This is a genomic window from Roseomonas sp. CECT 9278 (assembly GCF_918698155.1).
Classification (GTDB): Bacteria; Pseudomonadota; Alphaproteobacteria; order Acetobacterales; family Acetobacteraceae; genus Neoroseomonas.
Genome location: NZ_CAKKLX010000001.1, coordinates 70,731 through 94,273, shown reverse-complemented (window position 1 = coordinate 94,273; position 23,543 = coordinate 70,731). Strand labels below are relative to the sequence as shown.

At 65.8% G+C, this 23,543-nt stretch carries 25 protein-coding genes; 7 read left to right on the top strand and 18 right to left on the bottom strand.

Annotated features, from left to right (window positions below):
• Positions 1 to 331: 331 nt before the first annotated feature.
• From LQ222_RS00515 to LQ222_RS00455, 13 genes are all read right to left on the bottom strand, one after another.
• Entirely contained in the window at positions 332 to 886 is a 555-nt protein-coding gene (locus LQ222_RS00515) for a DUF6456 domain-containing protein (protein ID WP_230163812.1), read from the bottom strand.
• Positions 876 to 1,106: a hypothetical protein gene (locus tag LQ222_RS00510; RefSeq protein ID WP_230163811.1), complete on the bottom strand. Its 231-nt coding sequence runs from the start codon at positions 1,104 to 1,106 to the stop codon at positions 876 to 878. The genes LQ222_RS00515 and LQ222_RS00510 overlap by 11 nt, the downstream gene beginning before the upstream one ends.
• Positions 1,103 to 1,630, bottom strand: coding sequence for a crossover junction endodeoxyribonuclease RuvC (locus LQ222_RS00505; RefSeq protein WP_374202141.1), 528 nt, complete (start codon positions 1,628 to 1,630; stop codon positions 1,103 to 1,105). Before LQ222_RS00505 ends, LQ222_RS00510 begins: the two co-directional genes overlap by 4 nt.
• A gap of 457 nt (positions 1,631 to 2,087) precedes the next feature.
• Positions 2,088 to 4,247, bottom strand: coding sequence for a VapE domain-containing protein (locus LQ222_RS00500; RefSeq protein ID WP_230163810.1), 2,160 nt, complete (start codon positions 4,245 to 4,247; stop codon positions 2,088 to 2,090).
• A 428-nt stretch (positions 4,248 to 4,675) separates the two neighbouring features.
• Positions 4,676 to 6,001, bottom strand: a complete 1,326-nt coding sequence (locus LQ222_RS00495) for an ATP-dependent RecD-like DNA helicase (RefSeq protein ID WP_230163809.1) — start codon at positions 5,999 to 6,001, stop codon at positions 4,676 to 4,678.
• On the bottom strand, positions 5,998 to 6,747 hold the full coding sequence (locus LQ222_RS00490) for a hypothetical protein (RefSeq protein ID WP_230163808.1): 750 nt from the start codon (positions 6,745 to 6,747) through the stop codon (positions 5,998 to 6,000). The genes LQ222_RS00495 and LQ222_RS00490 overlap by 4 nt, the downstream gene beginning before the upstream one ends.
• 23 nt (positions 6,748 to 6,770) lie before the next feature.
• Positions 6,771 to 7,487 carry a hypothetical protein gene (locus tag LQ222_RS00485; protein ID WP_230163807.1) on the bottom strand — a complete coding sequence of 239 codons (717 nt, stop codon included), beginning with the start codon at positions 7,485 to 7,487 and terminating at the stop codon, positions 6,771 to 6,773.
• A gap of 65 nt (positions 7,488 to 7,552) precedes the next feature.
• On the bottom strand, positions 7,553 to 7,918 hold the full coding sequence (locus tag LQ222_RS00480; protein WP_230163806.1) for a DUF6511 domain-containing protein: 366 nt from the start codon (positions 7,916 to 7,918) through the stop codon (positions 7,553 to 7,555).
• Between the two features lie 97 nt (positions 7,919 to 8,015).
• Complete coding sequence (locus LQ222_RS00475) at positions 8,016 to 8,762, bottom strand: hypothetical protein (RefSeq protein ID WP_230163805.1); 747 nt, start codon at positions 8,760 to 8,762, stop codon at positions 8,016 to 8,018.
• A 4-nt stretch (positions 8,763 to 8,766) separates the two neighbouring features.
• Positions 8,767 to 9,606 carry an ATP-binding protein gene (locus LQ222_RS00470; protein ID WP_230163803.1) on the bottom strand — a complete coding sequence of 280 codons (840 nt, stop codon included), beginning with the start codon at positions 9,604 to 9,606 and terminating at the stop codon, positions 8,767 to 8,769.
• A complete protein-coding gene (locus LQ222_RS00465) occupies positions 9,606 to 10,148 on the bottom strand; it encodes a hypothetical protein (RefSeq protein WP_230163801.1) in 543 nt (180 codons plus the stop codon). Before LQ222_RS00465 ends, LQ222_RS00470 begins: the two co-directional genes overlap by 1 nt.
• Positions 10,148 to 10,489 carry a hypothetical protein gene (locus LQ222_RS00460; RefSeq protein WP_230163800.1) on the bottom strand — a complete coding sequence of 114 codons (342 nt, stop codon included), beginning with the start codon at positions 10,487 to 10,489 and terminating at the stop codon, positions 10,148 to 10,150. Before LQ222_RS00460 ends, LQ222_RS00465 begins: the two co-directional genes overlap by 1 nt.
• A gap of 33 nt (positions 10,490 to 10,522) precedes the next feature.
• Entirely contained in the window at positions 10,523 to 11,098 is a 576-nt protein-coding gene (locus LQ222_RS00455) for a sigma factor (protein ID WP_230163799.1), read from the bottom strand.
• Between the two features lie 255 nt (positions 11,099 to 11,353).
• On the opposite strand from LQ222_RS00455, the gene LQ222_RS00450 reads away from it, so the two are divergent.
• The 7 genes from LQ222_RS00450 (at position 11,354) to LQ222_RS00420 (ending at position 17,256) form a co-directional block, all read left to right on the top strand.
• A complete protein-coding gene (locus LQ222_RS00450; RefSeq protein WP_230163798.1) occupies positions 11,354 to 12,130 on the top strand; it encodes an ImmA/IrrE family metallo-endopeptidase in 777 nt (258 codons plus the stop codon).
• Positions 12,127 to 12,408 (top strand): helix-turn-helix domain-containing protein, encoded by a 282-nt coding sequence (locus LQ222_RS00445; RefSeq protein WP_230163797.1) that lies wholly within the window; start codon positions 12,127 to 12,129, stop codon positions 12,406 to 12,408. The genes LQ222_RS00450 and LQ222_RS00445 overlap by 4 nt, the downstream gene beginning before the upstream one ends.
• A 68-nt stretch (positions 12,409 to 12,476) precedes the next feature.
• Positions 12,477 to 13,100: a hypothetical protein gene (locus tag LQ222_RS00440; protein ID WP_230163796.1), complete on the top strand. Its 624-nt coding sequence runs from the start codon at positions 12,477 to 12,479 to the stop codon at positions 13,098 to 13,100.
• A gap of 249 nt (positions 13,101 to 13,349) precedes the next feature.
• Positions 13,350 to 13,847 (top strand): DUF2924 domain-containing protein, encoded by a 498-nt coding sequence (locus tag LQ222_RS00435; RefSeq protein WP_230163794.1) that lies wholly within the window; start codon positions 13,350 to 13,352, stop codon positions 13,845 to 13,847.
• Complete coding sequence (locus LQ222_RS00430) at positions 13,844 to 15,196, top strand: recombinase family protein (protein WP_230163792.1); 1,353 nt, start codon at positions 13,844 to 13,846, stop codon at positions 15,194 to 15,196. Before LQ222_RS00435 ends, LQ222_RS00430 begins: the two co-directional genes overlap by 4 nt.
• A complete protein-coding gene (locus LQ222_RS00425) occupies positions 15,193 to 15,621 on the top strand; it encodes a hypothetical protein (protein ID WP_230163790.1) in 429 nt (142 codons plus the stop codon). The genes LQ222_RS00430 and LQ222_RS00425 overlap by 4 nt, the downstream gene beginning before the upstream one ends.
• 105 nt (positions 15,622 to 15,726) lie before the next feature.
• A complete protein-coding gene (locus LQ222_RS00420; protein WP_230163789.1) occupies positions 15,727 to 17,256 on the top strand; it encodes an Eco57I restriction-modification methylase domain-containing protein in 1,530 nt (509 codons plus the stop codon).
• Here the strand turns inward: LQ222_RS00420 and LQ222_RS00415 are convergent.
• From LQ222_RS00415 to LQ222_RS00395, 5 genes are all read right to left on the bottom strand, one after another.
• Positions 17,249 to 18,250, bottom strand: coding sequence for a BsuBI/PstI family type II restriction endonuclease (locus LQ222_RS00415; protein ID WP_230163788.1), 1,002 nt, complete (start codon positions 18,248 to 18,250; stop codon positions 17,249 to 17,251). The genes LQ222_RS00420 and LQ222_RS00415 overlap by 8 nt on opposite strands.
• Before the next feature lie 356 nt (positions 18,251 to 18,606).
• The gene (locus LQ222_RS00410; RefSeq protein ID WP_230163787.1) at positions 18,607 to 19,707 is read right to left on the bottom strand and encodes an SAVED domain-containing protein; all 1,101 of its coding nucleotides are present in this window, start codon (positions 19,705 to 19,707) and stop codon (positions 18,607 to 18,609) included.
• Positions 19,704 to 20,162, bottom strand: a complete 459-nt coding sequence (locus LQ222_RS00405) for a Mov34/MPN/PAD-1 family protein (protein ID WP_230163786.1) — start codon at positions 20,160 to 20,162, stop codon at positions 19,704 to 19,706. Before LQ222_RS00405 ends, LQ222_RS00410 begins: the two co-directional genes overlap by 4 nt.
• Complete coding sequence (locus LQ222_RS00400; RefSeq protein WP_230163785.1) at positions 20,152 to 21,786, bottom strand: ThiF family adenylyltransferase; 1,635 nt, start codon at positions 21,784 to 21,786, stop codon at positions 20,152 to 20,154. The genes LQ222_RS00405 and LQ222_RS00400 overlap by 11 nt, the downstream gene beginning before the upstream one ends.
• Before the next feature lie 80 nt (positions 21,787 to 21,866).
• Positions 21,867 to 23,075 carry a nucleotidyltransferase gene (locus tag LQ222_RS00395; protein WP_230163784.1) on the bottom strand — a complete coding sequence of 403 codons (1,209 nt, stop codon included), beginning with the start codon at positions 23,073 to 23,075 and terminating at the stop codon, positions 21,867 to 21,869.
• Positions 23,076 to 23,543: the final 468 nt, after the last annotated feature.

Here is a 23,543-nt window from a genome sequence, read left to right as displayed (position 1 = left end):
CGGTTTACAGGAGGTTTGCAGGGCAGCGGCCCGGCGTCGGTTTGCAGCTAACGATCTGAAGCGGCTCGGAAAGGCTGCAAACTGCAAACCATATTTCCGGCCTGGCGCTAGCGATGTTGCGCGCTTCCGCCCCCCGCATACAGCGGGGCCAGGAAGGACCCTGCGGCTCGAGAGCCACTGTCTCGATCGAGCCGCAGCGTAGCTGTTCGGCCGCGGCGCTCTCGCACCTTCTCTACGTGTCCTGACTCTACCCTTATCGATTTCGGTGCCGCCATGGGGTCAATTGTAACAGCGTGATCGGGGCAATGATGACCGCCCCGATCGTCCCGCGTCACGCCGCCCTCGCTCGTGGCATCAGCCCGAAGTGCAGGGCGAGAATGCCGAGGGACCCAACCAGGATGCCCTGTCCCACTGGGCCGTGCACCGTCCGTCCGGCCCAGCCCTGCCGCATTGACCACTCGCGGACCGAGAACTCCAGGCCGACGACGAACCACGCGCAGGAGCCGCAGGGGCTGTCCTGCCCCCCCAGCGCATCGAGCGCCGCAGCGACGCGGCGCCGTGCCTCGACCTGCATCGTCGAGAGCGTGTCGACGCGCGTGCCTGGGATGCGCATGATCTGCGACGTCGACATGCTGTCGAAGCAGGCGGCGCGGAACAGCCCGCGGAAGATCTCACCCGCTTCGTGCATCTGCGGCGTGATGCTGCCGTGCGCCAGCATCAGCCCGAGCGTGTCGACGGCACGACGATGCGCGACGGGTGAGCCCGTGTCCGGATCCGCGTCGCGGACCGGCTCGGAGAAGCCACCGTGCTGCAGCCGCCACTTCGACGGCTTCGCCAGATCGTCGTGCTTCGGCTTCGGCACCTTGGTCTTGCGCTTACCGGCCATTGTGGTTCTCCCCGTTGCGACGCCCCCAGCGCCGATTGGCTTCGTTGGTTATGGCCTGACGCAGCCAGTCGTCGGCGATCTCGGCGATCGGCAGGGCGGCGACGCCATGGCGATGCCAGGCGGCCGCGCGCATGGCGTTCACCTCGCTGTCGTTGGTCGGGCTGCGCGTGCCGCGGTCGAGGCAGGACCGGGGCGGCAGTGGTGCGCCGTGCATGCTCATGCGCGGCCTCCCGTGGGGTCGGTGGCCCAAAGCAGAAGGGCGATGGCATCCGCCTCGTTGTCGTCGGCCGGCGCGAAGCCGCGAGCCTGGATGGCGGCGACCATCTTCGCCTTGTCAGCGTTGCCCTTGCCGGTGACGAAGCGCTTGATCGTGGCCACGGGCACGCCCTGGTAGGCGATGCTCCGCTCCTCGCACCAGGCGGAGAGGTGGGCGAGAAAGCCGCCGTAGATGTGCGCCGCATCGGTGCCGGCATGCGCGCGCACTTCCTCGAACACGATCCGCGCCACCCCGCCGGACAGAGCGGCGACCTCGGCCAGCCATCCGCGGAAGCGCAGGAAGCGCATCCCGCCGCCTTCGAAGCGGCTGGGGCGGAACGTCATGGTCCCCGAGGTGATGCTGCCGTCCTGGCCGCGCAGCGCCCAGCCGGTGGTGGTGCCGAGATCGAGCGCGAGCACGGTGTGGTGCGCCAGGCTGGTCGCAGGCGGGAGGGCGATGGGCGGGCCGCTTGCGTGCGCGGCGGGCATGATGAGAGTCGCGGGTGCCATGGTGGTCTCCGAGAGGGGATGATCCTGGTGAGGGTGGCGACGGCGCGGTTCTTGGCGGAGCTCGCCGTCGCTGCCCGGCATTTCGGCGGACCTGTATCCGGGGGGCCTATCGCTGGCGGCCGGTGCCGCCCCAACCCAGGACCCAACCGGGTCCAACCTGCGGCTACCTGGTAGGAAGCATTTGCGGTCCAAATCAACGCGTTATGCGAGTGTGTCCCAACGTCCCAACCCGGGGCGACCTCCCCTAAACCTATAAGGAAAATGTATGTCCGGCCCGACCCAGACCTTCCGCATCTAGGTTTCAGACCCGTTGGGACGGTTGGGACGTTGGGACGCGGGTCAGCAAGTGACTGAGTTGCAGTCGATTTCGTCTGACCCAACCTCAGCGCATGGGTTGGGACGTGGCGGGGGCGTTGGGACATGAGCGCGGCAGCCATCACGCCCTGCCGTCCGGACGCGGGGCCCGATATCGCCACTCCCGCGTGCCGCCATCCTTACCGGGCACGGTGGCCTTGTACCGCTCCCACTTCCTCGCCTTCAGGAAGCTGGAGACGCGCATCTGGTCTGCCCGGGTCCATTTCGCCGGCTCGATGCTGAGCGCCATCTCCAGCACCTCGCCGACGGTGACGTCGGTCAGTGGCGTCGGGCGAGGCACGTAGCGCTCCTGCCAGTCGTCGTAGCTGCCGAAGCCGACGTTCACGCTGCGCCGTTCGGAGACCAGCCAGCGCTCTATCAGCGCATCCCAGGCATCCGGCTCGTAGCGGGCCTCCTGCTCGGCGGTGGCGGAGACGATGAGGTCGCGATCCTCCAGCCACCACGGCGCGCCCTCGTTGAATCGCGCAACGGCCTCAGCCCAGAGCTGGTCGCGGTCGCGGCGGAGTCCGTCGAGGTCAATCTCCCCGCAGCGCAGCGGCCAGAAGCGGCGATTGCCGGTTTCATCCCGCAGATAGGTGTCGGGATTCACGCTGCCGGCGAAGACGCACTGCCGCGGCACCGTGACCACGTACCGTTCATAGGGAGGCCGGTAGCGATCGGAGGTACGGGTGAGGAAGGCCTTGATCCGCGACACCTCGGCCCTGCCGATCGCGTCGAGTTCGGCCATCTCGATGATCCACACGCCACGCATCTGCTGCGCGGCGTCCTTCGAGCCGATCTCTGCCAGTTCGTCGGTGAACCAAGCATCCGAGGCGAGCACCTTCAGCGCCGTCGACTTCCGGATGCCCTGTGGTCCCTCCAGGATCAGCATGTGATCGGCCTTGCAGCCGGGGCGCATGATCCGCGCGACGGCGGAGATCATCCACAGTGACGCCATGGCCCGGTTCAGTGGCGTGTCCGTGGCGCCGAGATAGGTCGCCGCCCATGCGTCGAGGCGCAGTTTCCCATCCCAGGCGAGCGCGCGGAGGTAGTCCTGCACCGGATGGATGCGGATGTTGCGGGCCACCGCCACGACGCTGCGCCCCACCACGACGGGTGGGACGTTGATCTCGTGGCGCTGCAGCCATTCGGCGCAGCGCACGTCGTCCGCGTCGCCCCAGGCCCGCGGCAGCGTGCTGGCGGCCGGCTCCCAGGGCAGGGCTCGGGTGACCAGGATCTCCTGCGCGAATTCGTCGAACACCAGCGCGCCGGCGAACGCCGCGTCGAGCGACAGCGCGGTGATCACATTCGCCTCGTTCCGCTCCGGCGTGCCGCTCGGCTCGAGGCGCAGCAGAGCAGCCCAGCGCGGCCGGATCGGCGCCTGGTTCACATCGCCCGTGGTGTTGAAGCGGCGCCGCAGCTCGCCAAGCTGCTTCTCCAGGATCGAGACGGCGATGCCGGTCGCAGATTTTATGGCGCCGAGGACCTGGCGCTCGGGCAGTGGCTCGAGGCGGAGGGTGACGAGGCGCCCCAGCAGCTGGGACAGCGGCGCCATGTCGGGCGGGTTGGTGAGCGTGGCCGCGGCCGCCAGCAACTCCTCCACGGTGGCGGGTGGCGAGGCCTGGTCACCAGCGGTCGCCGGCGCGGCATATTCCGCTGCCGTCACGCCATGCTGCAGGTCGTCGTTGAAGTCGTCGCCATGCAGCGGCGCGAGGATGCGGGAGGGGATGTTGGCGAGGTTCAGCTGGTCCGCCAGCGTGGCCGCGGCCTGCATGCCGGGCAGGCCGGCATCGGCGAAGATGGTGACGTGGGTGGTGCCGTCCGGCCACCGCCAACGCCGCAACCCATCCGCGGAGAGCGCCGCCATGGTCGGCACGGCGAAGATGGTCTGCGCCGCAAGCGCGGTCTCGATCCCCTCGGCGACGCCGATCCGGCCGTCCTCGGGGAAGGGCGCCAGGCGCACCGCGCCGCCGGCGATGGGCCCGAGCATCTTCTTCCCCGGCGGCGCCTTCGCCGAGCCGTCGTCCAGCAGGTAGGTCCGATGGATACCGCCGGTGGGCTCGCCCGCGCCGTCGCGGACGACCGCCACCATCCCCGCCCAGCCACGCTTCGTCTCGAAGTCGGGAAGGTCCGGGTGGAACAGCAGGTCAGGGCTGTCCGGCACCTCCAGGCCGCGGCTGCGCAGGTAGGTCTCGGCCACCGTGCCGGCGATTGGCCGGCAGCCTTCCAGCAGCCGCGCCACCTCGCGGCTATGGTCGGGCCGAGGCTCCTGCGGCCGCGGGCTGGGCGCCGGCTGCTCCATCTGGGCCAGCCGTGCGGCCTCGGCGAAGAGCCGCGCCTCCGTCAGCCCCGTCGCGTGATAGACCATGTCGATCGGCCCGGCGCTCTCGCCGGTGGCGTGGTCGAAGCCCCATCCTGCGAAGCGACCCTCGAGGTGCAGGACGCAGGATCCCTCGCCACGGGGCCGGCGGCCCGAGAGGTCGGCGCAGCGCAGCGTCTTCCGGTCCGGAGAGCGAACCGCCTCCGGGAACAGCGCCGGCAGCCAGTCCCGCGCCGTGTCCGCCAGCCTGCGCCGCACCTCGGCTAAGTCGTGCCGAACCGGCAGCACGGGCCCAGCATCGTTGAGGTCGATGCATGCCGATGCGGTGACGGCGGGATGGGGCTCGGCGTTCATGCCAGGATCACCAGGCCCTGCTCGGCGCGGGTGATGGTGGTGTAGAGCCAGCGGCGGCGATCGAGCTCCGTGCGGCCGAGCCCGTCGTCCCAGACCACCACGTTCTCCCACTGCGAGCCTTGGCTCTTGTGGCCGGTGATGGCCCACCCGAAGGTCGCCTCAGTCAGCGCGCGCTTGGTCTTCCAGTCGCGGTCATGGCGCTGCTTGTCGAAGGCGATGTGATCTTCGAAATGGCCCTTGTAGATGCGCAGGCGGCCGCGGCTCCCGTCCTGCTGCGGCGGCCCGATGCGATTGCCGTCCTCATCGGTCACCACGGCCGAGAAGTAATGGGTCCCCTCGTCGACGACGGCGTCGAGCGAAAGGAACATGCCATTGATCAGCCCGAGGTCATTCTGGTTCTTCAGGCAGACGATCTTCTCGGCGGGGCCGGTTGGCAGCCAGCCTGGCCCAAAGCCGGCAGCCTGGCGCATGGCGTTGTTCAGCTGCAGGCGCGTCGCGTTCATGCCGCAGATGACCTGGCCACCGCGGAGAGCCTGTTCCGGCGTCACGTCGGATTTGCGCATCTTCCAGACGTGGGTGTCGTACTGCCCAAAGCCGATCGCCATGCCCTCGCGGGCCATGGTCGCGAGGCGGATGATGGCGCTCTCCGCAGCCTGGCGGTGGATTTCGGTAAGCATGATGTCGGGCGCATCCTTCGTGAAGGCACCCTCACCCTGGATGGGTGGCAGCTGGCCGGGATCGCCGAGGACCAGGATCGGCTTGCCGAAGCTCATGAGGTCGCGCGCCATGTCCTCGCCGACCATCGACACCTCATCCAGCACGATGAGACGCGCATGCGCCGCGTCGCTTTTCGGGTTCAGCGCGAAGCGGGGCCGCTTCATCTCAGAGACGGCCTGTCGCATCGCCTCGATCGTCGCCTCGGCGGTGGTGCGATCGAAGCCCGAGAGCTGCCGGGCGCTGGCCATCGCCTCGGTGATCTTCTTTTCGGCGGCCTCGACTTCCTCCTCGGTCGCCTCGATGACGCTGTAGATCAGGCTGTGGATGGTGCGTGCGGGCGTGCCCTTGCGGCGCAGGACCAGGGCGGCCTTGCCGGTGAAGGTGGCTGTGACGACACCGGGCACGCAGCCCTCGCCATCACCGCCGGCGCGATGCGGCTCGAGGCCGATCTCACCCAGCGCGAACTTCAGCACGGTCGATTTGCCCGTGCCGGCGAAGCCGAACAGCCGGAACACCTGCTGCTGCTCGGTGCCGTGCTCGAACCATGCCCGGATCGCGCTGATGGCGCGGTGCTGGGTGTCGGAGGGCGTGATGTCGCCGCTCATGCTGCACTTCCCAGTTCCATGCGGTAGTCCTTCACGACAGCCCCGCGCGACTGATCGCCGACCTCGCATTCGCGGACGAACACGCGCCGCCCGTCGGCGAGCGTGCGCCAGTGCCCACGGCGAATGTGCCAGCGCGGCGAAGCGTGTGTTCCGCCGCGAAGCGCGACTGCGGCCGCAACCTGCGTCGTGTCGATTTCGGCGATGCGGTAGGTCCATCCGCGGACACCGTGCTTGGCGAGCGAAGCGCGCCGCAGCGGCGACACCACGTGTTCCCGGAGCTGGGTGCCGACCGACAGCAGGCCAAGCGCACGCCAGACCATGCCGGTGAGCGCCTGAAAGTATGGAGTGTGCTCTGCCGGATCGACGAGGGTCGGATGCGCTTCGACGTCCGCGACGCCGTCGGGCAGGAAGCTGGCCCGAGCCAAGACGTCGGTCCAGAGCTTGCGACCGGTGTCGAAGCGAAAGAGGAATGCATCGACGCCCTGCTCGGTCCCGACCGCGTAGGCAACGAGAGATGCGCCGGGATGGAGCTGTTCGGTGACCTCGAACAGCACACGCTCGTGAGGCAGCCGCAGCGGGCCAGCCATGATGGTCTGCGACAGCAGCTGGACCTCGTCCGAGTCAAAGCTGGTCTGGTCAGGAAAGAGGTAGACCGGCGCGCTGAGGACGCCGGATGCATCGACGGGACACCAGAAGCGGTTCGCGTAACGATGAATGTGGCGCTTCAGCGCGTAGGCCAGCGGCACGGGCGGAAATGGCGAAGGTGACCTCACGGGTTGGCCTCCCAGCAGCGAGCCGCGTAGGGACAGACGCGGCAGAGGAAGAAATCGGCGTGGGCGGCGATGCGCGGGGGCAACTCGCCGGCCTCGGCAGCGCGGAGGATGTCGACGGCCCGATCGGACAGGCGCTGCGCCTCGGCTGCATCGAAGGACACCGCCTCGTGGTGCAGGGCGAGGGTGTCGCGGTTCAGCGCGGTCAGCAGCGCCACCTCGAGTTCGAGGTAGGCCATGTAGAGCTGGACCTGCGCGAAGTAGATTGGCTTGGACTGGCGCAGGCCGTGCTTGACCAGGTCGTTCCACGACTTCTGGCCGAGGGCCTTGTGCTCCCACAGGGAAGGCCAGTGGATGCCGACATCGGGACCCGCGACGATGACGCCATCGGCGTGACCGCGCAGCTTTCCGCCCGCGGCGGCAAAGCCGAATTGCTCGCCATCGGTGCCGCGATCGCGCAGATCGAAGCCCGCCTGGCGGAGCCAGCGGATGGACAGCGTCTCGAACTGGTGTCCCGCATCGAAGACGCGGAGGATGCCGCCGTCGAAATCGCGACCCGCATCCTTCGGGGTATGCGCCACCTCGTAGACCAGCTTTCGCGCGCAAGCCTCGCCGATCCGGCTGCCACCGAGATAGTCGCGCGGGCGCTGCCGCTGGTTGCGCGCGACCAGTGCGGCATCGACATGCGCATTGATGCGGGCGGTGGTGTCGGCCATGCCGTGCGCGGCGCGTCCGTAGACCAGGCCGGATTGGTGGTTGAGATCGAGGATCATCGGCGTCCTCAAAAAGGAATCGGGTCGTCGAGCGGATCCCGCTCGGCGGCTTGGCGCTGCATGGATGCCTGGAAGCCGTCCACGCAGGCCTCGATGATGCGGTCGATTTCTGCCGCGCTGCGGTCGTGGAACGGCGCCATGAGGTTCAGCTCCACCAGCACCTCGGCGAGCGGCCGGCGCGCGTCCTTCACCGCGCGCTCCTCCATCTGCGTTTTGTCGATCACGCCGTTGGACCTCCGGCCCAGCGCGCCACCTGCCTCGCAACACCGCATTGAGCAGAAGCGGTGATGCGGGAATTCGCCCCAGCGAAGCTGGTGGATGTAGCCGAAGCCCTTCGCCTCCCGACCGCAGAGCGCGCAGGTGAGGCGACGCACCTGATCCTCAGGCGAGCAGCCGCGCGGCGGTGGCAGGGACTGGGCCGCAGCACGCGGCTGCGCCGGCCGCGTCCAGCGGCGACGAACCATCGGCGCATCACCCGTTCAACCAGGCCGGGCCGCCTGCCACCGGCGCCGGGGCGGGCGGAGCCGCGGGTTGCCGCGCGGCGGGGGCGGGGCTCGCGGTGGCCGGGCGTTCCCACATGCGGGGCGCCGGAGCCCCGGGCGCGGCGGCAGCCGTGCCCGACCAGGCGGGCGGCGTGGTGGCCGCTGCGGCCGGCGGACGCGCCGGCCGGTGGCTGGGCGCCGCCGCCACGCCTTCGCCGGCCATAACCTTGGCGTATTCCGGCTCGCCCGGCAGCACGACACGGTCCAGGCGATTGCTGTCGGAATACCGGGGGTCGTTGGCGGGCTCGACGCGCACCTTCGCAGCGAAGGTGATGCCGTGCAGATCGGCGAGACCGCGCAACATGCGCTTGGCCTTCGCCGCCTCGCTCATGTCCTGCGAATCTAGCCCGAGCGCGCTGTCGATCATCGCCCGGAAGACCCCCTTCGAGATCTTCCAGCCAATCGACACGCCCTGCTCGTCCACCTTCCCGCCGACGACGGTGAAGGTCTGCCAGAACTTGCGGCGGATGTGCGGGCCGGCTGTGACGGTGAACTCGCAGTCCAGCATCTTCACGTCGCTGCCCTGCGTCTTCGTCGCCTTGAGCAGACCGCGGTCGGCCTCGCCCTGGCCATCCAGTCCACCCTTGCGGAGGTGCATGATGACCTTCACGAAGCTGCCGTCCGGGATCAGATCGGAGCCGCGCGGCAGTTCGGCATCGTTCATGTCATAGGTCATGGCATCACCCCTGGTTGGTGCTGGTGGCGTTGATCTTGCGGAGCAGGGCGGCGAGATCCGCAGGCTCGGTCTCGTCGAGACGGCCGGAGCGATCCTTCGCAGGCAGCCCGAAGCTGTTGCCGGCGCGGCAGACGAAGCGACGCTCGGTTCCACGCTCCGGGTCGTATCGCCAGGCATCGCCTTCGCGGCTGAACAGCCCCATGGTGACGACCTGATCGACAATGCCGGGCAGTTCGCGCGCGGCCTTGCCGCCTTCCATCTGCGGCTGCCAGGTGACCTTGCCGAACTCGTCGGTCACCTTTTCTAAGATGCCGACCATGATGGTGGTCTTGCCCGGCGCGTGCTGCAGGTGCTTCAGCAGGCCGATCACCTCGCGCGCCAGTAAGCCATAGGCGCCACGGGTGTCCGGCTTGCCGGTCTTCTCCGAGAAGGCCTCGGGCCGCGTCTTGGCCCAGGCCATCGCCTGCCGTGTGAGGTCGGTGATCGAGTCGAGGAACACGATGGATTTGCTGGCGAGCAGCTGCACCAGGTCGGGATGCGCCGCGGCGAGATGCTGATAGTGCCCTTCCGAGAAGAACCCGGTCGGATCGGCCGCCGGGTTCACACCGCCGACCAGGCAGGCAAGGTCGATGGCATCTTCGAAGCAGCGGACAGGGATGCTGTCGCCGCGCCAGTCCTGCACCGACTTGAGGCCGGCCTCGAGGTCGATGCAGAGGGTCTTTTCGGCATGCATCGTTTGGACCTGCGTGGTCTTGCCCACGCCGCTCGGCCCGAACAGCGCCAGGGTGGTCTTGTTGACGGCGCTCGACAGGCGCTCGTCGGCCGTGACAATGCGGAGTGCCATCAGCGACCTCCCCGCATCGAGATGACGCTGTCAGCATGCGGGCTATCGCGCCGTGCGACGTCGGACATGAGGGCGAGGCGATAGGTGGCGCGCCCCGTGCGAACCGTGCGGGCCGGCTCGAAGGCGGCGCGGATGCGCTCCGGCCAGGCGGTGTAGGCCCGCTCCGAGACCTTGAAGCTGACCTCGACGTACTGGCCGGGATCCTCGCCGCCGGCGCGGATCTGCTCGGACAGGGAGGCGAGCCGCGCCTGGTCCCAATCCACTCGCTTAGGCAGATCGACCGCGATCTCCACGGCGCCGTCCTGGAAGCGGACCGTGCCGGTGTCCTTGCCGGCCGCGGCACGGGCGCCGACGGCGCGCTGCTCGTAGCGGAGCGCGATCGCGGCCTCGATCCAGTCCTGCATGCGCTTGGCGCCATCCAGCGCCTCGCGCGCATCGGTCTGCAGCAGCGCAAGGTGCTCGGCGGGAAGCGCGATAACGTCGCTCACCGGCATGTGGCGCAGCGCATCGAGCGTGGGGCGGTTGATGCGAGGCGCGTCCATCACGCGGCCTCCGCGAGCAGCAGGGGCAGGATGGACGACGCATAGCGACGCGGCCGGCGCCGGGCGACGAGGATGTAGGCGTAGTCCTCGTAGCCGTGGCGGCGCTGCACGATATCGGCCAGGCCGAGCTCGGCGAGCTTCCAGGCGCGGACTGCCAGGCGCTGCAGCGCGGTGCGCTCCTGCTCGGGCAGGCACCGCAACTGCGGGCAGACCTGCCGGGCGAGCGCGCCGCGGTGATAGGTGATGCTGTCGCCGGGGGCCGCGGCGCCCAGCCAGGTGCAGAGCGACGCCTCGGTGAGAGGCTTCGACACTGCGCGGATGTCGGTGATGTTGGTGTCCATACTTAGCCCTACCCAGCCCCTCGCCGATGCGTCTCAGGCCGCCGCGGCGATGCCGCCGGCGAGCAACCGCAGGCGCATTTCGCGGATGCGGCGGTACAGAACCGAGCGCGGCATCGGGCCCTGCTGGCCGAGTTCGTGCGGCGTGCACTGCGTCAGGGCTGCGCAGATGCTGTGGTCGCGCTGGTCCAGCACGGTGCCGGCGCGATCCAGATCGAGGCGGCGCTCCAGCGCGGCCACCGCGTCGGTCTGCTGGCCGCACCACGCCGCATACCCCTCCGATTCGGGGATGATGTCGGCGAGCGTCAGCTCCTCCTCCTGGCCCGGCACTGCGTCATCCAGCGACGCCTCGTGCCGTTCGCGCTTCTCGCGGCGAAGGCGTGTGGCGAGACGGGATGCGCGGTGCTGGAAGCAGACCGTGGCGAAGGCCGCCAACGTCCCTCGCGCCGGATCGAAGCCGCGCAGCCGCGCCAGGAGGTCGAGCAGCATGTCCTGCTCCATGTCCTCCTGCTCATGGCTGGGGCGCCCCAGGGTGCGGTAGAGGCGCCGCGCGTAGCGCTCGGCAAGGGGGTGAACGACGTCGAGATCGGCGAGGGAAAGCTGGGTGGGCATCGGGCGCGGCTCCTGCTGGACGGCTATGACGTCCAGAAGCAACCACACGACCGGTTGGGGCGAAGAGGCCGAATGGGGCGCAATGGGGAATTGAAGCGGCCTGGGATTTATTCCCCATCGCTAAATCAGTGGCTTATGGCCGATTTTATCGGAAATCAGATGGATAGCCCGGCGATTTCCGCCCCACCCATGCGGGAACTGCTGCCTCAGCCGGTCGCCTGTGGATATCGGGGATACGCGAACAGGAAGGGAACAATGCTGTTGACCAATCGCACAGCAATTCGTCATGATCCCGGCATGTCCATCACCGTTGAGTACCCGCATCACGCCGCCTCTGGCGCGCCTCGGCCGTTGTCGGCCCAGACCCTCTGGGCCGTCGCCGCGCAGGTGCGCCGCCAGGCCATGACCGAGCCTGGCGGATTCGCGCTGCCGCTCGCCGCACTGGTCGGCGCCACGCGGACGGTGTCGGCGAATGGCCGGGCCATCCTGGTCGCGTGGGAACTCGACCATCCCGTGCATGATGGCTCCGGAGAAGCCGTGCTCGGCGTCTGCGAGACGGATCCCGACATGCCGGGCATGGCGCTGGTCTCCGTGAATGCGCGCATGGTGGCCGGGCGGCCGGACCTGGCAGTCAGCACCGCGGCGCACGAGCTGGGCCACGTTGTGTTCGACGTGCCTGTGGCACTCGGCACGCCAGCGCGGCGGTATCGGTCAGTGACGGCTGGCCCGAGCGCGCTGCTCGATCGGACCACAGCGGCCTCCGAGCGTCGGGCGAATGAATTCATGGGCGCGCTACTCGCTCCCCCGGTGCAGCTCCATCTCCGGATGCTGGTGCACGCGCGGTCGGAGCGGCTGCGCACGGTCCATGCGCCGCATCGGGGACGGCAGGGCTGTCGCGTCCTTGCGGCCGACAACCCGCCCGAGGTGATCGAGGGCGTGGTCGCCGCGCTGGCGGGCGACTTCGGCGTATCGGAGCGCTTTATCGCCGTGCGGCTGAGCCGCTACGGCCTGGTGCAAGGAGAGCAACGGTGAGCTTTGGATCGGTCATCCGCGAGCGACGGACTGCGCTCGGCATCGGGTTGAACGATTTCGCGGAGCGATTGGAAATCTCGGCGGCCTATTGGTCGCGCATTGAGCGCGACCAGGAGAATCCGCCCCGCGACGAGCTGATAGAGCGCGCCGCCGCCATTCTCGGCGTGCGGATGGATGATCTGTTCGTCGAGGCGCAGCGACTGCCGCCCGACATGCGGAGGGATATGGCCAAGGTTGTGCAAGCGTATCGGCGGTTGCGCTTTGTCGGGAAGGGATGAATGTCGTGGGCGGCCGAATTGTGAGGAAGCCCTGCTATGGGCTGGCCGAGATCTGTGAGCGCTGGGGCGTGACGGAACTGGACGTGGCGAATTTCGTCGCGGCCAATGAGCTCACACTCTCCGTCGTCGTCGCGGGCCTCGCTGTCGAGAAGGGCAGCATCGAGGACGTGAATGATCGGGACTGGTGCCACATCCCGGACGAGCGCAGCTACCTCTCGGGCGCCGCAGATCTCCACCAGTCGCAGGCCTGGGCCACCCTCATGAACGGGTCCGAGACGATCAGCAGCTTCAAGGCAGAGCCAGGTCGCTACATCAGTATTGAAGCGCGCGGCGATGACGCGGGCACGATCGTGGTTTCGCGCGAACGGCTGGTCGTCCGGCACGCCGAGCGTTTGCGATTTGAGGCGGAGCAGGAGGTGGGTGCGGCGACGGCAAGCAGCGGAGCCGCTGCCGTGGCGCCGCCACCGGCCGCGCGTGGCGCAGCACCGCGCTATGACTGGGATGCCTTCTGGGCCGAGGCACTGGTCAGCATGTTCCAGGACGGGCCGCCGGCGACGCTGGCAGAATACGTTCGCCGCATGGAGGCTTGGTTCGCCGATCGTGGCGAGCATCCGGACTCCAGCACGATCAAGAAGAAGTTGAGTCAGCCCTGGCGGCGGATCGCGCCCCAGTTGGAACGCCGCCGCGCCTGATTGGGACGGATCACCGGTGAGGCGGGTAGGGCTAAGTATGAAGCAACCGCCCGTGGGACTAAACGCTCACCTCCCGCCGCACCTCCGCGAGGTCTGCGGCATCCTGGCCAGAGGCCTGGTGCGGCTGCGCAGCCGCGTTGCCGAGGATGAAGCGCGCGATGCCGAGATAGCTCGGGGGGTGGGAGACGTTCCCCTACACTCCACCGCCCACCAGCGCCTGCATGCGAACCCCAACAGGAAGGGACTCGCATGACCAGACGATCCAGTGCCGCGCCCGCGCCGGCGCCCACCATCCCGAAGATCCCACCGACGCAGGTGCTGAGCCGGCTCGCCGCGCTGCAGGCGGCGCCGACCGCCGACCTGAAGCAGCAATGGCGGGAACTGTTCGGCAAGGAGCCGCCGCCTTGGAATCGGGCCTATATTCAGAGCCGGCTGGCGTACCGCATCCAGGAGCTCGCGTATGGCGGGCTAAAGCCCGAGACCGTCGACCGTCTGGTGGCGCTGGGAGAGCAACTGGATGGCGGCAACGTGGTGCTGCGCCGCATTCGCGCCGACAGCCGGCCGCTGGCCGGCACGCGCCTCATCCGCGAATGGCAGGGCGTGCAGCACGTTGTCACCGTGCGCGTCAACGACTTCGAATTTGAGGGGCGGCCATACCAGTCCCTCTCGGCCATCGCGCGCCACATCACCGGCACGCGGTGGAACGGCTGGACGTTCTTCGGGCTGCGCACGCGGGGTGACGCATGACCCGCCGCGCCCGCATAGAGCCGGCAATGCCGGCGACAACGAAGAAGCTGCGCTGTGCGGTCTACACGCGGAAGTCCACCGACGAAGGGTTGGAGAAGGAGTTCAACACCCTCGACGCGCAGCGCGACGCTTGCGAGGCGTACATCGCCAGCCAACGCGCTGAGGGGTGGGTGCTGGTCCGCGATCGCTACGATGATGGCGGCTTCTCCGGCGGAACGCTGGAACGGCCGGCGCTGCAACGCTTGCTGCGCGATATCCAGGCGGACCTTGTCGATGTCATTGTGGTCTACAAAATCGATAGGCTCAGCCGCTCGCTGATGGATTTCGCCAAGCTGGTGGAGGTGATGGACGCGCATGGCGTGACCTTCGTCTCGGTCACGCAGTCGTTTAACACGACGACCAGCATGGGGCGGCTGACGCTGAACATCCTGCTCAGCTTTGCCCAGTTCGAAAGAGAGGTCATTGGCGAGAGAATCCGCGACAAATTCGCAGCGTCGCGCGCCCGCGGCATGTGGATGGGGGGCAAGGTGCCGCTCGGCTATGACGTCGTGGCCCGCAAGCTGGTGGTGAACGAAGACGAGGCACCGCGCGTGCGCCGCGTGTTCGAGATCTTCGCCGAGACGGGATCGGGCATGGAGACCGTAAAGCGCCTTCGTGAGGAGGGCCTCACCAGCAAGGCCGGGCGGCCGCTCGATAAGGGCGATGTCTACAAGTTGCTGAACAATCGGACCTATGTCGGCGAGGCCGCGCACAAGGGGCAGGTCTATCCCGGCGAGCACCAGGGCATCGTGCCGCGGGAGCTGTGGGACCGGGCGCATGCCGTGCTGCAGATCAGCCCGCGGGTGCGCGCCAACCAAAACCGCGCGCAGACGCCGGCGCTGCTGAAGGGGCTGATCTTTGGGGTGGATGGCCGGGCGCTCTCCCCTACGCACGCCCGGAAGAACGGCCGGCTCTACCGCTACTACGTGGCGCAGCGCGTGCTGAAGGGGGATGCCGCCGGCGACGCCAGCATCGTGCGCCGCGTGTCGGCGGCGGAGATCGAGGCAGCGGTTATGGATCAGGTACGCGCGCTGCTGCGCCAGCCCGAGATCGTGGTCGGTACCTGGCGGGCGGCGCGCCGGGAGGCGCCGGACCTGACTGAGGGCGAGGCGCAGGACGCCCTGCATCGGCTTGACCCGCTGTGGGAGCACCTGTTCCCGGCGGAGCAGGCGCGGATTGTGCGATCGCTGGTGGAGCGGGTGGTGGTAGGGCCCGACCGCGCCGACATTCGGCTGCGGCTGGAAGGGCTCGGCGGGCTCGTCCGCGATCTCACTGCCATCTCGCCCAGCGCACTGAGGGTGGCAGCATGACGGCCGCGACCAGCATCACTGTCCGGGTGCCGCTGGCCATCCGCCACCGGCCAGGGCGGAAAACCGTCGTGACCCCGATTACCGATGGCGTGGCGGCGGTGACAACGCGGGCCGACCCCACGCTGGTGAAGGCGCTGGCCAGGGCGTTCCGGTACCAGCGGATGCTGGACGAGGGGCGCTACGCGACCATCACCGAGATGGCACAGGCAGAGCGAATTGAGCGTGGCTACCTGGGCGGCCTGCTACGGCTGACGCTGCTGGCGCCGGACATCGTGTCGGCTATTCTCGACGGGCAGCAACGGGGCAGCCTGTCCCTCGCTGTGCTTGCAGGCCCTACAGCGTTCGGTTGGGATGAACAACGTGCGGCCGTTGGCCTGGCGGAGTTAAACGGACCCTGTGCTGGTCGGCCCGAAGCGGGTCGATAACGACGGGCGGCAATATGCTAGTCCAGCGACAGGAAACACTCGCTACGAGATGCCCCACGAAAATGCTATCTGGGTCCAGGAGAATCGAATGCCCATAGCTGCCAAATGCTGATCCACGAAGTGCACGACGAAGCGCTCTCGGGAGTTCTTCAGGCCGATCTTTTTCGGCTCGAGGTGTCACCTTCTCTTGATCCTGGCAGGCGGAGCGAACTTGGGCAGTTTATGACGCCTGCGCCGGTCGCCACCTTCATGGCCAGCTTGTTTGCCATGCTTCCACGCGCGGTTCGCCTGCTCGATGCTGGAGCGGGAGTGGGGATGCTCACTGCTGCGTTCGTTGATCGCGCGTGTAGGCTGGAGTCGCCTCCGGCTTCGATCGCGGTAACTGCGTTCGAGGTTGACCCCTGCCTCGCGGACCGCCTCGCCGTCACCATGAAGGCATGCGCCGCTCAGTGCGAAGGCGCAGGCATAGAATTCAAATTCAAAATCATACGAGACGACTATATATTGCATTCAGCGGAGCCATTGATCGCAGAAAAAAATGCTGACCAAAAATACAACTGTGCGATTCTCAATCCTCCCTACGCAAAATTAAACAGTGGCTCGAGAGCTAGGAATGCACTTCGCACGGTTGGGATCGAGACAAGTAATCTATATACCGCCTTTGTAGCGCTTGCCATCGAACAGATGAGCCGGGAAGGTCAAGTGGTGGCCATTACGCCACGGAGTTTTTGTAATGGTTCATATTTTTCTAAATTCCGTCAGAACTTACTCAGTGCATCTGCTCTTGAGCGCATCCACCTATACCAGTCACGCAAAAAGGCCTTCCAAGATGACGATGTCTTACAGGAGAACATCGTTTTTAAGGTCGTAAAGGCCAAGCCACAGACCGAAAACGTAAATCTTTCCTTCAGTGACAGCCCCCAGGACACCAATCCGACGACTCGGAATGTCCCTTTCCGGGAAGTCGTTCATGCAGGCGACCCGCACTTCTATATCCATCTCCCCATCTTGGACGAAGACAGTGAGTTAGCAGAGCGTGTCCGATCGCTGCCATGCACCCTCCGCGATCTCGGGGTGACGGTTTCAACCGGGCGAGTCGTTGATTTTCGTGCGCGAGATCATCTGAGGAAGGAGCCAGAGCCTGGTGCGGTGCCGCTGATCTACCCTGCACACTTCGAGCAGGGATTCGTTGTTTGGCCCCAGCCTATTGGGCGTAAGCACAATGCGCTCGCTCTCAACGCGGCAACCACCGACCTCGTTGTGCCCCGCGGCACCTATGTTCTGACCAAGCGGTTCACCTCGAAGGAGGAAAAGCGCCGCCTCGTCGCGGTAGTTTACGATCCGGCGCGAATGGATGCTGAGCATGTGGGCTTCGAGAACCACCTCAACTACTTCCATATCGGGGGCAGGGGGATAGACCCCGCCTTTGCACGTGGCCTCGCGCTTTTCCTAAACTCCACCGCCGTCGATCAGTATTTTCGGCAATTCAGTGGGCACACCCAGGTCAATGCGACCGACCTTCGCAATCTGCATTATCCGACGCGGGAGCAGCTTGCGGAGTTGGGCTTGATCTATGGAGTCGCGCTACCGCCGCAGGTGCAGATCGATGATGCGGTTGAAGCCCTACTCAGTTGAACGATCCCACAAGAAGGTGCCTCGCCGGATCGGCCTGGATCCACACATAGGTCCCGACCGCAATGTTCTGATGAGTCCCTTGCCTCGCAGCTGCTTCCTTCCACGTCCGGTAGGTGGTTGTGAAATCAATGCCCTTTTTGCCTGAACGTTCCGCGACACGCCGGAGTTGATTGACCTTGTGCAAGTCAACTTCACCGTCGCTAGTCACCGCCTCGATCACCCACAGCCGGTCCGTCTGTGGGTTCCACAGCAGCACATCGGGCATCCCATCTTCCAGACGAAGCTCAATTCCGGCTTTCGCGAAGAGGGCACGATCCTCACGCGTGATCCGATCGCCGTCGCCGTCGTCGACATAGATGACCTGATAGCCAGGCAGGAAGCGTGAAGCGTAGACATTGATGGATGCCTGGATGAGGTCGCTGTGTCCGCTGTCGACAAGCTGCCGGGCCGCTTCTGCCGCCTGTGCTTGGAACTCGCGGCGGGCACGTGCCGCATCTTTGCTAACCCACTGGACGAGAAGGTCGGGCCACTCGGCATCGGGTGCCATCAGCACCGCTTTTAAGCTTTCATCGAGGCGATAGCAGGAGTTGCCCGACTTCGCGATCACGTGCCCAGCGACGAACTCGCCGTCCACCAGCGTGACCGCCTCGATGCCTCCAAGCTCCCGAAGTGGCTTGATCCAGTAATCCCGCCCTTCACGGTCGAGCTTCCCGCTCCCACGTTGCAAAATGCCAACATGGCAAGCTAGGTGCGCCGTTGTTGCTCCGTCGCAGAAGCGAGCACCAGTGGGCGGACGCGCGAACCAGCTCTCCGTCTGATCGTCGAGCAGGGCAAAGACACCATCGACCAAATCTGCGTTGGTACCGAGGTCGATGCGTGCAAGGACCTGGACGATCCTCGCCTTGTCGACGCCGTGCAGTCGCGCTGGTACCGCATCTCCTCCATGCTTGAGGCGCTCTGCACGCAGCGCAGCAACCTTGTCGTGTAGTGCCATGTACCCGCCCCAGCGTGATGATGGGTACATCATACTGAAGTGTGCATGAGCGAGAATGGCCCAGCCGGTGCAGACAATCAGCTAAGGCTGTGTGGGCTCGGCGGGCTCGTTCGTGATCTCACCGCCATCGCGCCCGGTGCAGTGACGGCGCCCGCATAGGCGACAGCAGCAAATACCTCCTCGGTCTCACGTGCTGCGTTTTCCGTGATGTCGCGCAGGTAGTGGCCGTATATGCCCCCAAGATCAGCCGCATACCGATACTCCCCCCGCGCCCAAATCGCTTCAACGGCAGCCACACAAGGCTGAAGCGTCGAATCTGCTGTGAAAGGACGATCCTGGGAATTTCTTTTGCAGTCCTAGTGAATTTTGGCTTGCTTACAGCGCTGTTCTAATTCGGCCTGCGCCAGTCCGGCGACTGGCATCCGTATCGCCCAGGGAAACTTCTTTGGATCAGCCTGCTCGTACTGGTTCACCATCACACTCGGCAGATTGCGCTTATCGTACAACGTGCCAAAGCGAAGCGAAACGCTCGCCGGAGCAGCCAAGAACAGGGAGATCTCGGTGACCCCCTGGCGAGCTAACGCCATCACCGTGTCGATAAACTGCTGCGCCAACTGCTGCTGCTTCTCCTCCGACCAGTGCGAAGCTGTCGTGCGATCCTCGAGATCCATTCTGACAATCGGGACGGAGGGTTCAACTAGCCGCACATCCACTTCGAGCACGTCATAGGACGCGGATATGCAAAGAGCGGCGCGCGGCGTTCCCGCAGTCACTACGTCGAGGCCAGAGATGGAGAAGCGCTTGCGATCGTCCTGCTCGTCCAGCGGGCGCCAGACATGCCGTTTGCGATCCCAGTCCATGATGAGCGTGCGGGATTCGTCGTCGACAATCACGCCGAGTAGGAAGAGCAGCGGCACGGGTGCTAGGCCGCCAAGAACGAACGATACATCTGTACGATCGAGGCCGTCGCAGCGCCGTGCAATGTCATCTCGCAGACCCGAGAGGCGGCGCATTGCCACATCGGGGCTTACAATCTGACCGTCAACAATGCCCTGTCGAACGTCGAGCATCACCTGCTCGCGCCGTCCCTTGATCGAGGTCGGCACGGCCTTGACTAACGGTTCACCTTGCCAGTCCCGCAGTCCTCGCGCTTCTATGACTATAACCTTGTTCCGACTTTCCAGGCGGATGTCGCGGGCAATCAGTGCCACCCCGAGCAGGACGACGAGAGTGGCGATAAGGAATACGCCCCAGCTCAGCGCGGCCGAGCCGCCACTGGACGTGTCCCAGCTGAAGACCAAGGGACCATTTGCTGTGGGGATGGTCACGCCGATGGTTAGACCCAATAGCACCAGGCCGAAGAGCGGAAGACCTAGCTTAATGAGCGTGACGCCGACAGACCGACGCCTGAAGACCCAGTCGATGAACGAGCGAACGAAGTAGCTGAGCAAGTTCATTCTTCCAATATCTTGACGGGTGAGGGACGGAGGTCTCTGCGGAATAGCGTGCAAGAGCTGACGATCGTCCACCACCAGTGCAGCCTGACGATCAGAAGGACGGCAAAGTCGATGCCCCGTTCGCCATGGACGAGCTCGTCCATCGACGCGGCATCCTGGACACTCGGCATCACCGGAAAACCGGGGTGCGAATGCCACTCGCCGAGATAGTTGAATCTGCCGTATTCGTTGCCGGTGCGCTGGAAGAACGCGTCCAGCGCGTCAGCATGCGCCTCGGGACTGCGGACGAAATGGGCGCGGCCACCGGTATCCTTGTCGATCGACAGGTCGACCACGCGAAAGTGGCCGGGTTCGATCTGCTCGCCCATGAGCACACCGCCAATCTCCCGGCGGCCGGCAGCACGCAATGCCCGCCGCAGCCTTGCCCGCACTTCCCCTGAGATCTCAACCCGCATCGATCTCTCGCGGAAGTAGATCGGCCAGCAGCTGCTTGAGCGCATCAACGTCGCCGGGCTTTGGTTCCGCGGTCCACGCGTCGCTTTCGCCAAGATCTATCGGGCGCACGTCGAACGGAGCGGTGAAGATCCACCTCTCGGCGAGACCGATCAAATAGGCGGAGTAAGGGAAGATCGTCGCGCCCGGGCGCGCGAGAAGGTCGATGGCGAGGCGCGACAAATGCGAGGCGATGACTGAGACGTCGGCATCATCTGCAATGAGCGGTACTCCCGCACCGCTGGTCTCGGCATAGGGCTGCGAGGACCCGTTGTCGGGCCACTCTACCCCCTGCTCCGCGTACCAGGCCTCGATGCGCTGCCGGGCGGTGAGCGGGGTGGGGTCGACCTTGGGCCTCAGCCTAACGACGACGCCGCCGGCACCTCCGCCAAACACCTGCGCCCAGCACATCGCCCTCTCCGCCCGTCGTGCGATGGCCGCGCAGAGATTGAACACGCCAGCGTCTGCCGTCGCGTCGATGATAAGATGGCATTCCTCGATGGCGCTCATCGTCGCCGAGATCGTCCCGCCGCTCTCCTGGCCGCCCATGACGGTCGTTCGGGTGGTGACAGCGCAGTCCGAGCTGACCTCCTTGAGCCGTGCGCCGAGCGCCGGGGCCTTGTGGATTCCGACGGCTCGCCAGTCTAGCTCGTTGCGTACCAAGTTCCCCGAGGCTAACACGTCGCCATCGACCAGCACGAAGCTGCCCACACCGGATCGGGCAAGCTGGACGGCGACCTTCGAGCCGACCGATCCGCATCCGACAACCGCGACCTTGGCCCCGCGCAGCATCGCATACTCAGGATCCAGGCGTACGCCATCGATCTCGGCGAACACGGCGTCGTAGCTGATTAGCGAACGCGACCCGCTTCCGCCGAACAACATTGGAACATGAAGATTGCTGCCATCGAATAAGATGACGCCGACCCAGTCGGAGGCGTTTGACAGATCCTTGGCCAGAGTGGCGAAACCGTGCGTCTGGAGTAATAGCTCGAGTTCGTTGAAGTTCTTGCACCTGCGGCTAGCCCCAGCGGGTAGGCGGACGATCACCGCCCGAAGCTTGCGTGGGTCGCCGCCCCGCTTCCTTGGTTCCGACCAGACTGGCTCGTCGGCAGGTCCGATGTGCGACAGTTGCGCGACGTAGAAGCCGGCGGCGTCGTGCTCCTGGAGCTCTGCACCGGCGCTCTGCCCCTCCTCGACCATCGACATGCCCGCCCAGGACTCGCGGGAATAGAGGAACCGCAGGCTTGCGCTACGCGACCGCTGCGACGGCAGGTCCCGATGGTCGGACGGAGCTGGCTGCCCGGTCTCCCGCTCGAACGTGAGCAAGCGATACGCGCTCTCTATCATCATCGCGCCCGTGATGCCGGGCGTCCAGTTGTCAGGGCGATACTCCAGACACAGTTCCCCCGCCGCACCATATTGGTGACCGGATAGGCGTACGCCGTCGCGTGGAAGGACAGAGGGTGGCGTGTCGGGGAAATAATCCGGATAGATTAGTGTCAAAGGAATCATTCGCCCATCGATCTCGATGTCGATATCCGCGGCGAGCTGTAGATTCGCCGCCAGGCGCCAGGTTACGTTCACGAGCCATTCGTTGCGGCTGGCGAGATGCCCGATAGCATTGCGCTCAGATTGCGCCCTAGTGGGCTGGTCTGCCCACCAGATCAAGCGAAGCCCTTGGGCGAAGTCGGTTCACGCCGGGTGTTCGGAAAGGCGGGGGCGCTCGACGCGGCAGCGCCAACCGCCGCTGGCGCGGTGGGGGGACGCAGCATGCTTCCAGGCGGTGGCCCGAGGCGGGCGGCGGCCCTGTCCGCCACGGCACCCATGCGGGGCTGGACACTCTCGATGAGCCGGCGGCGGTCGACTTGCCGGGCGAGTTCGCTGAAGTCGAGGCGGGCCTGCGCCAACCACTGGAAGAACGCCCGCTGCCGTTCGGGATGCTGGGGCCACTTATCCGCAAAGTTCTCGAGCGGGTCGGACGGGTTGCGGATTATGCACCGTTGTCCGTCGTGCTCGATGAACTGATCCATGCGCGTGAGTATCGAGTATAGTGCATCCGCGATCTTCTCCTCGCCATTGTACGCATGGGCGGCGAGGGTAGTGATGATGACGGAGATCGGGCGCTCGTCGTACCGGTTGGCAAACATACCGTCGCGGTGCCGCTTCAGAATCATGATAGCGGACTGGAGAGGGGTCCTCACGCGATAGTCGGGGATGTCCTCGACACTAGCCTTGATAGCTTCGGCGAGAGCGCGCCTGCGCCGCTCGAACACCGAGCCCATCCGTAGTCTGAACCACTCGGCGTAGCCTTTTGGATTTGACCGCTGCCAGTCGTCCGAGATGTACTCATACACAGGCGAACGGATGTCCGTGATGACGATGGCCGTGTCCGACCACCGGAGGTCGAGGCCACGTGCCTCCAGCATTAGGCGCTGCCGCGCAGCGTTGGGAACGGCCGGCACGATATCCATGTGGAACATGGCGCCATCGGCATAGGAGAGCACCCAGCACCGACGCCCCTCGCGGACGGGCTTCACCATGTTCTGGGCGCGGCGGTAGGCCTTGATCTCATCGCCCACGAGCGTCTTCAGCTGCTTCTGACTAAGCCCCCTCGTGCCTAGGCTACGGAGCACACAGACCGAGTCGACATCGTACTCCTCCTCGTCGCTCAGGGGGCGGATGGCGGTGCCCAGGCGAAAGGAGCCCTGAACATAGATCTGCGGATCATATTCAAGAACATCAGAATCCGGTCGGTTCAGCCACTCGCCCAGAGACGCGTAGCTGCGGCACGCCTCATCATATCGCGTCTCGCTGATTGTGAGTTCTTCAGCCAGCGCAGCTAGATAATCTTCGGCGGTCTTCGTAGGCATCATTGATAGCCCCGGCTTTCCTTATCTGTGATGCAAGCACTCTGACGCTACAGCTCTGCGCAAAATATGCTGCAGATACAAAGTAAGGGCGGTTTCTGTGTTCGGTGGCATAAAAACAGTCCGACAGCCACCCGCCAGACCCGCCGAACAACGCCAGTGGCGAGGCAGGAGTCGCATATTGATACATGACTTGGGGGTCAGCAGCAAAACTACGTTCTCCGGTGTCCTCCGCCCGGGCGGTCGGGTTCCTGAAATGTCCAAAGCTTGGCACGGATTAATCAAGAAAAATCAATGGGATAAAGCTTGAGGGTCAAATCGGGCTACTCCCGAGCTTCGGAGACGTTTGGTCGTCCGGAGAGAGTTCCTTGGAGTCGTTGCGCTCTCCAACCCTCAAGCCACCGCGGCAAAACCCCAGGAAACCTGCGGTTCACGGCGCCAGCGGCGCATGGGAAATTTGTGGTTGGGAAACCG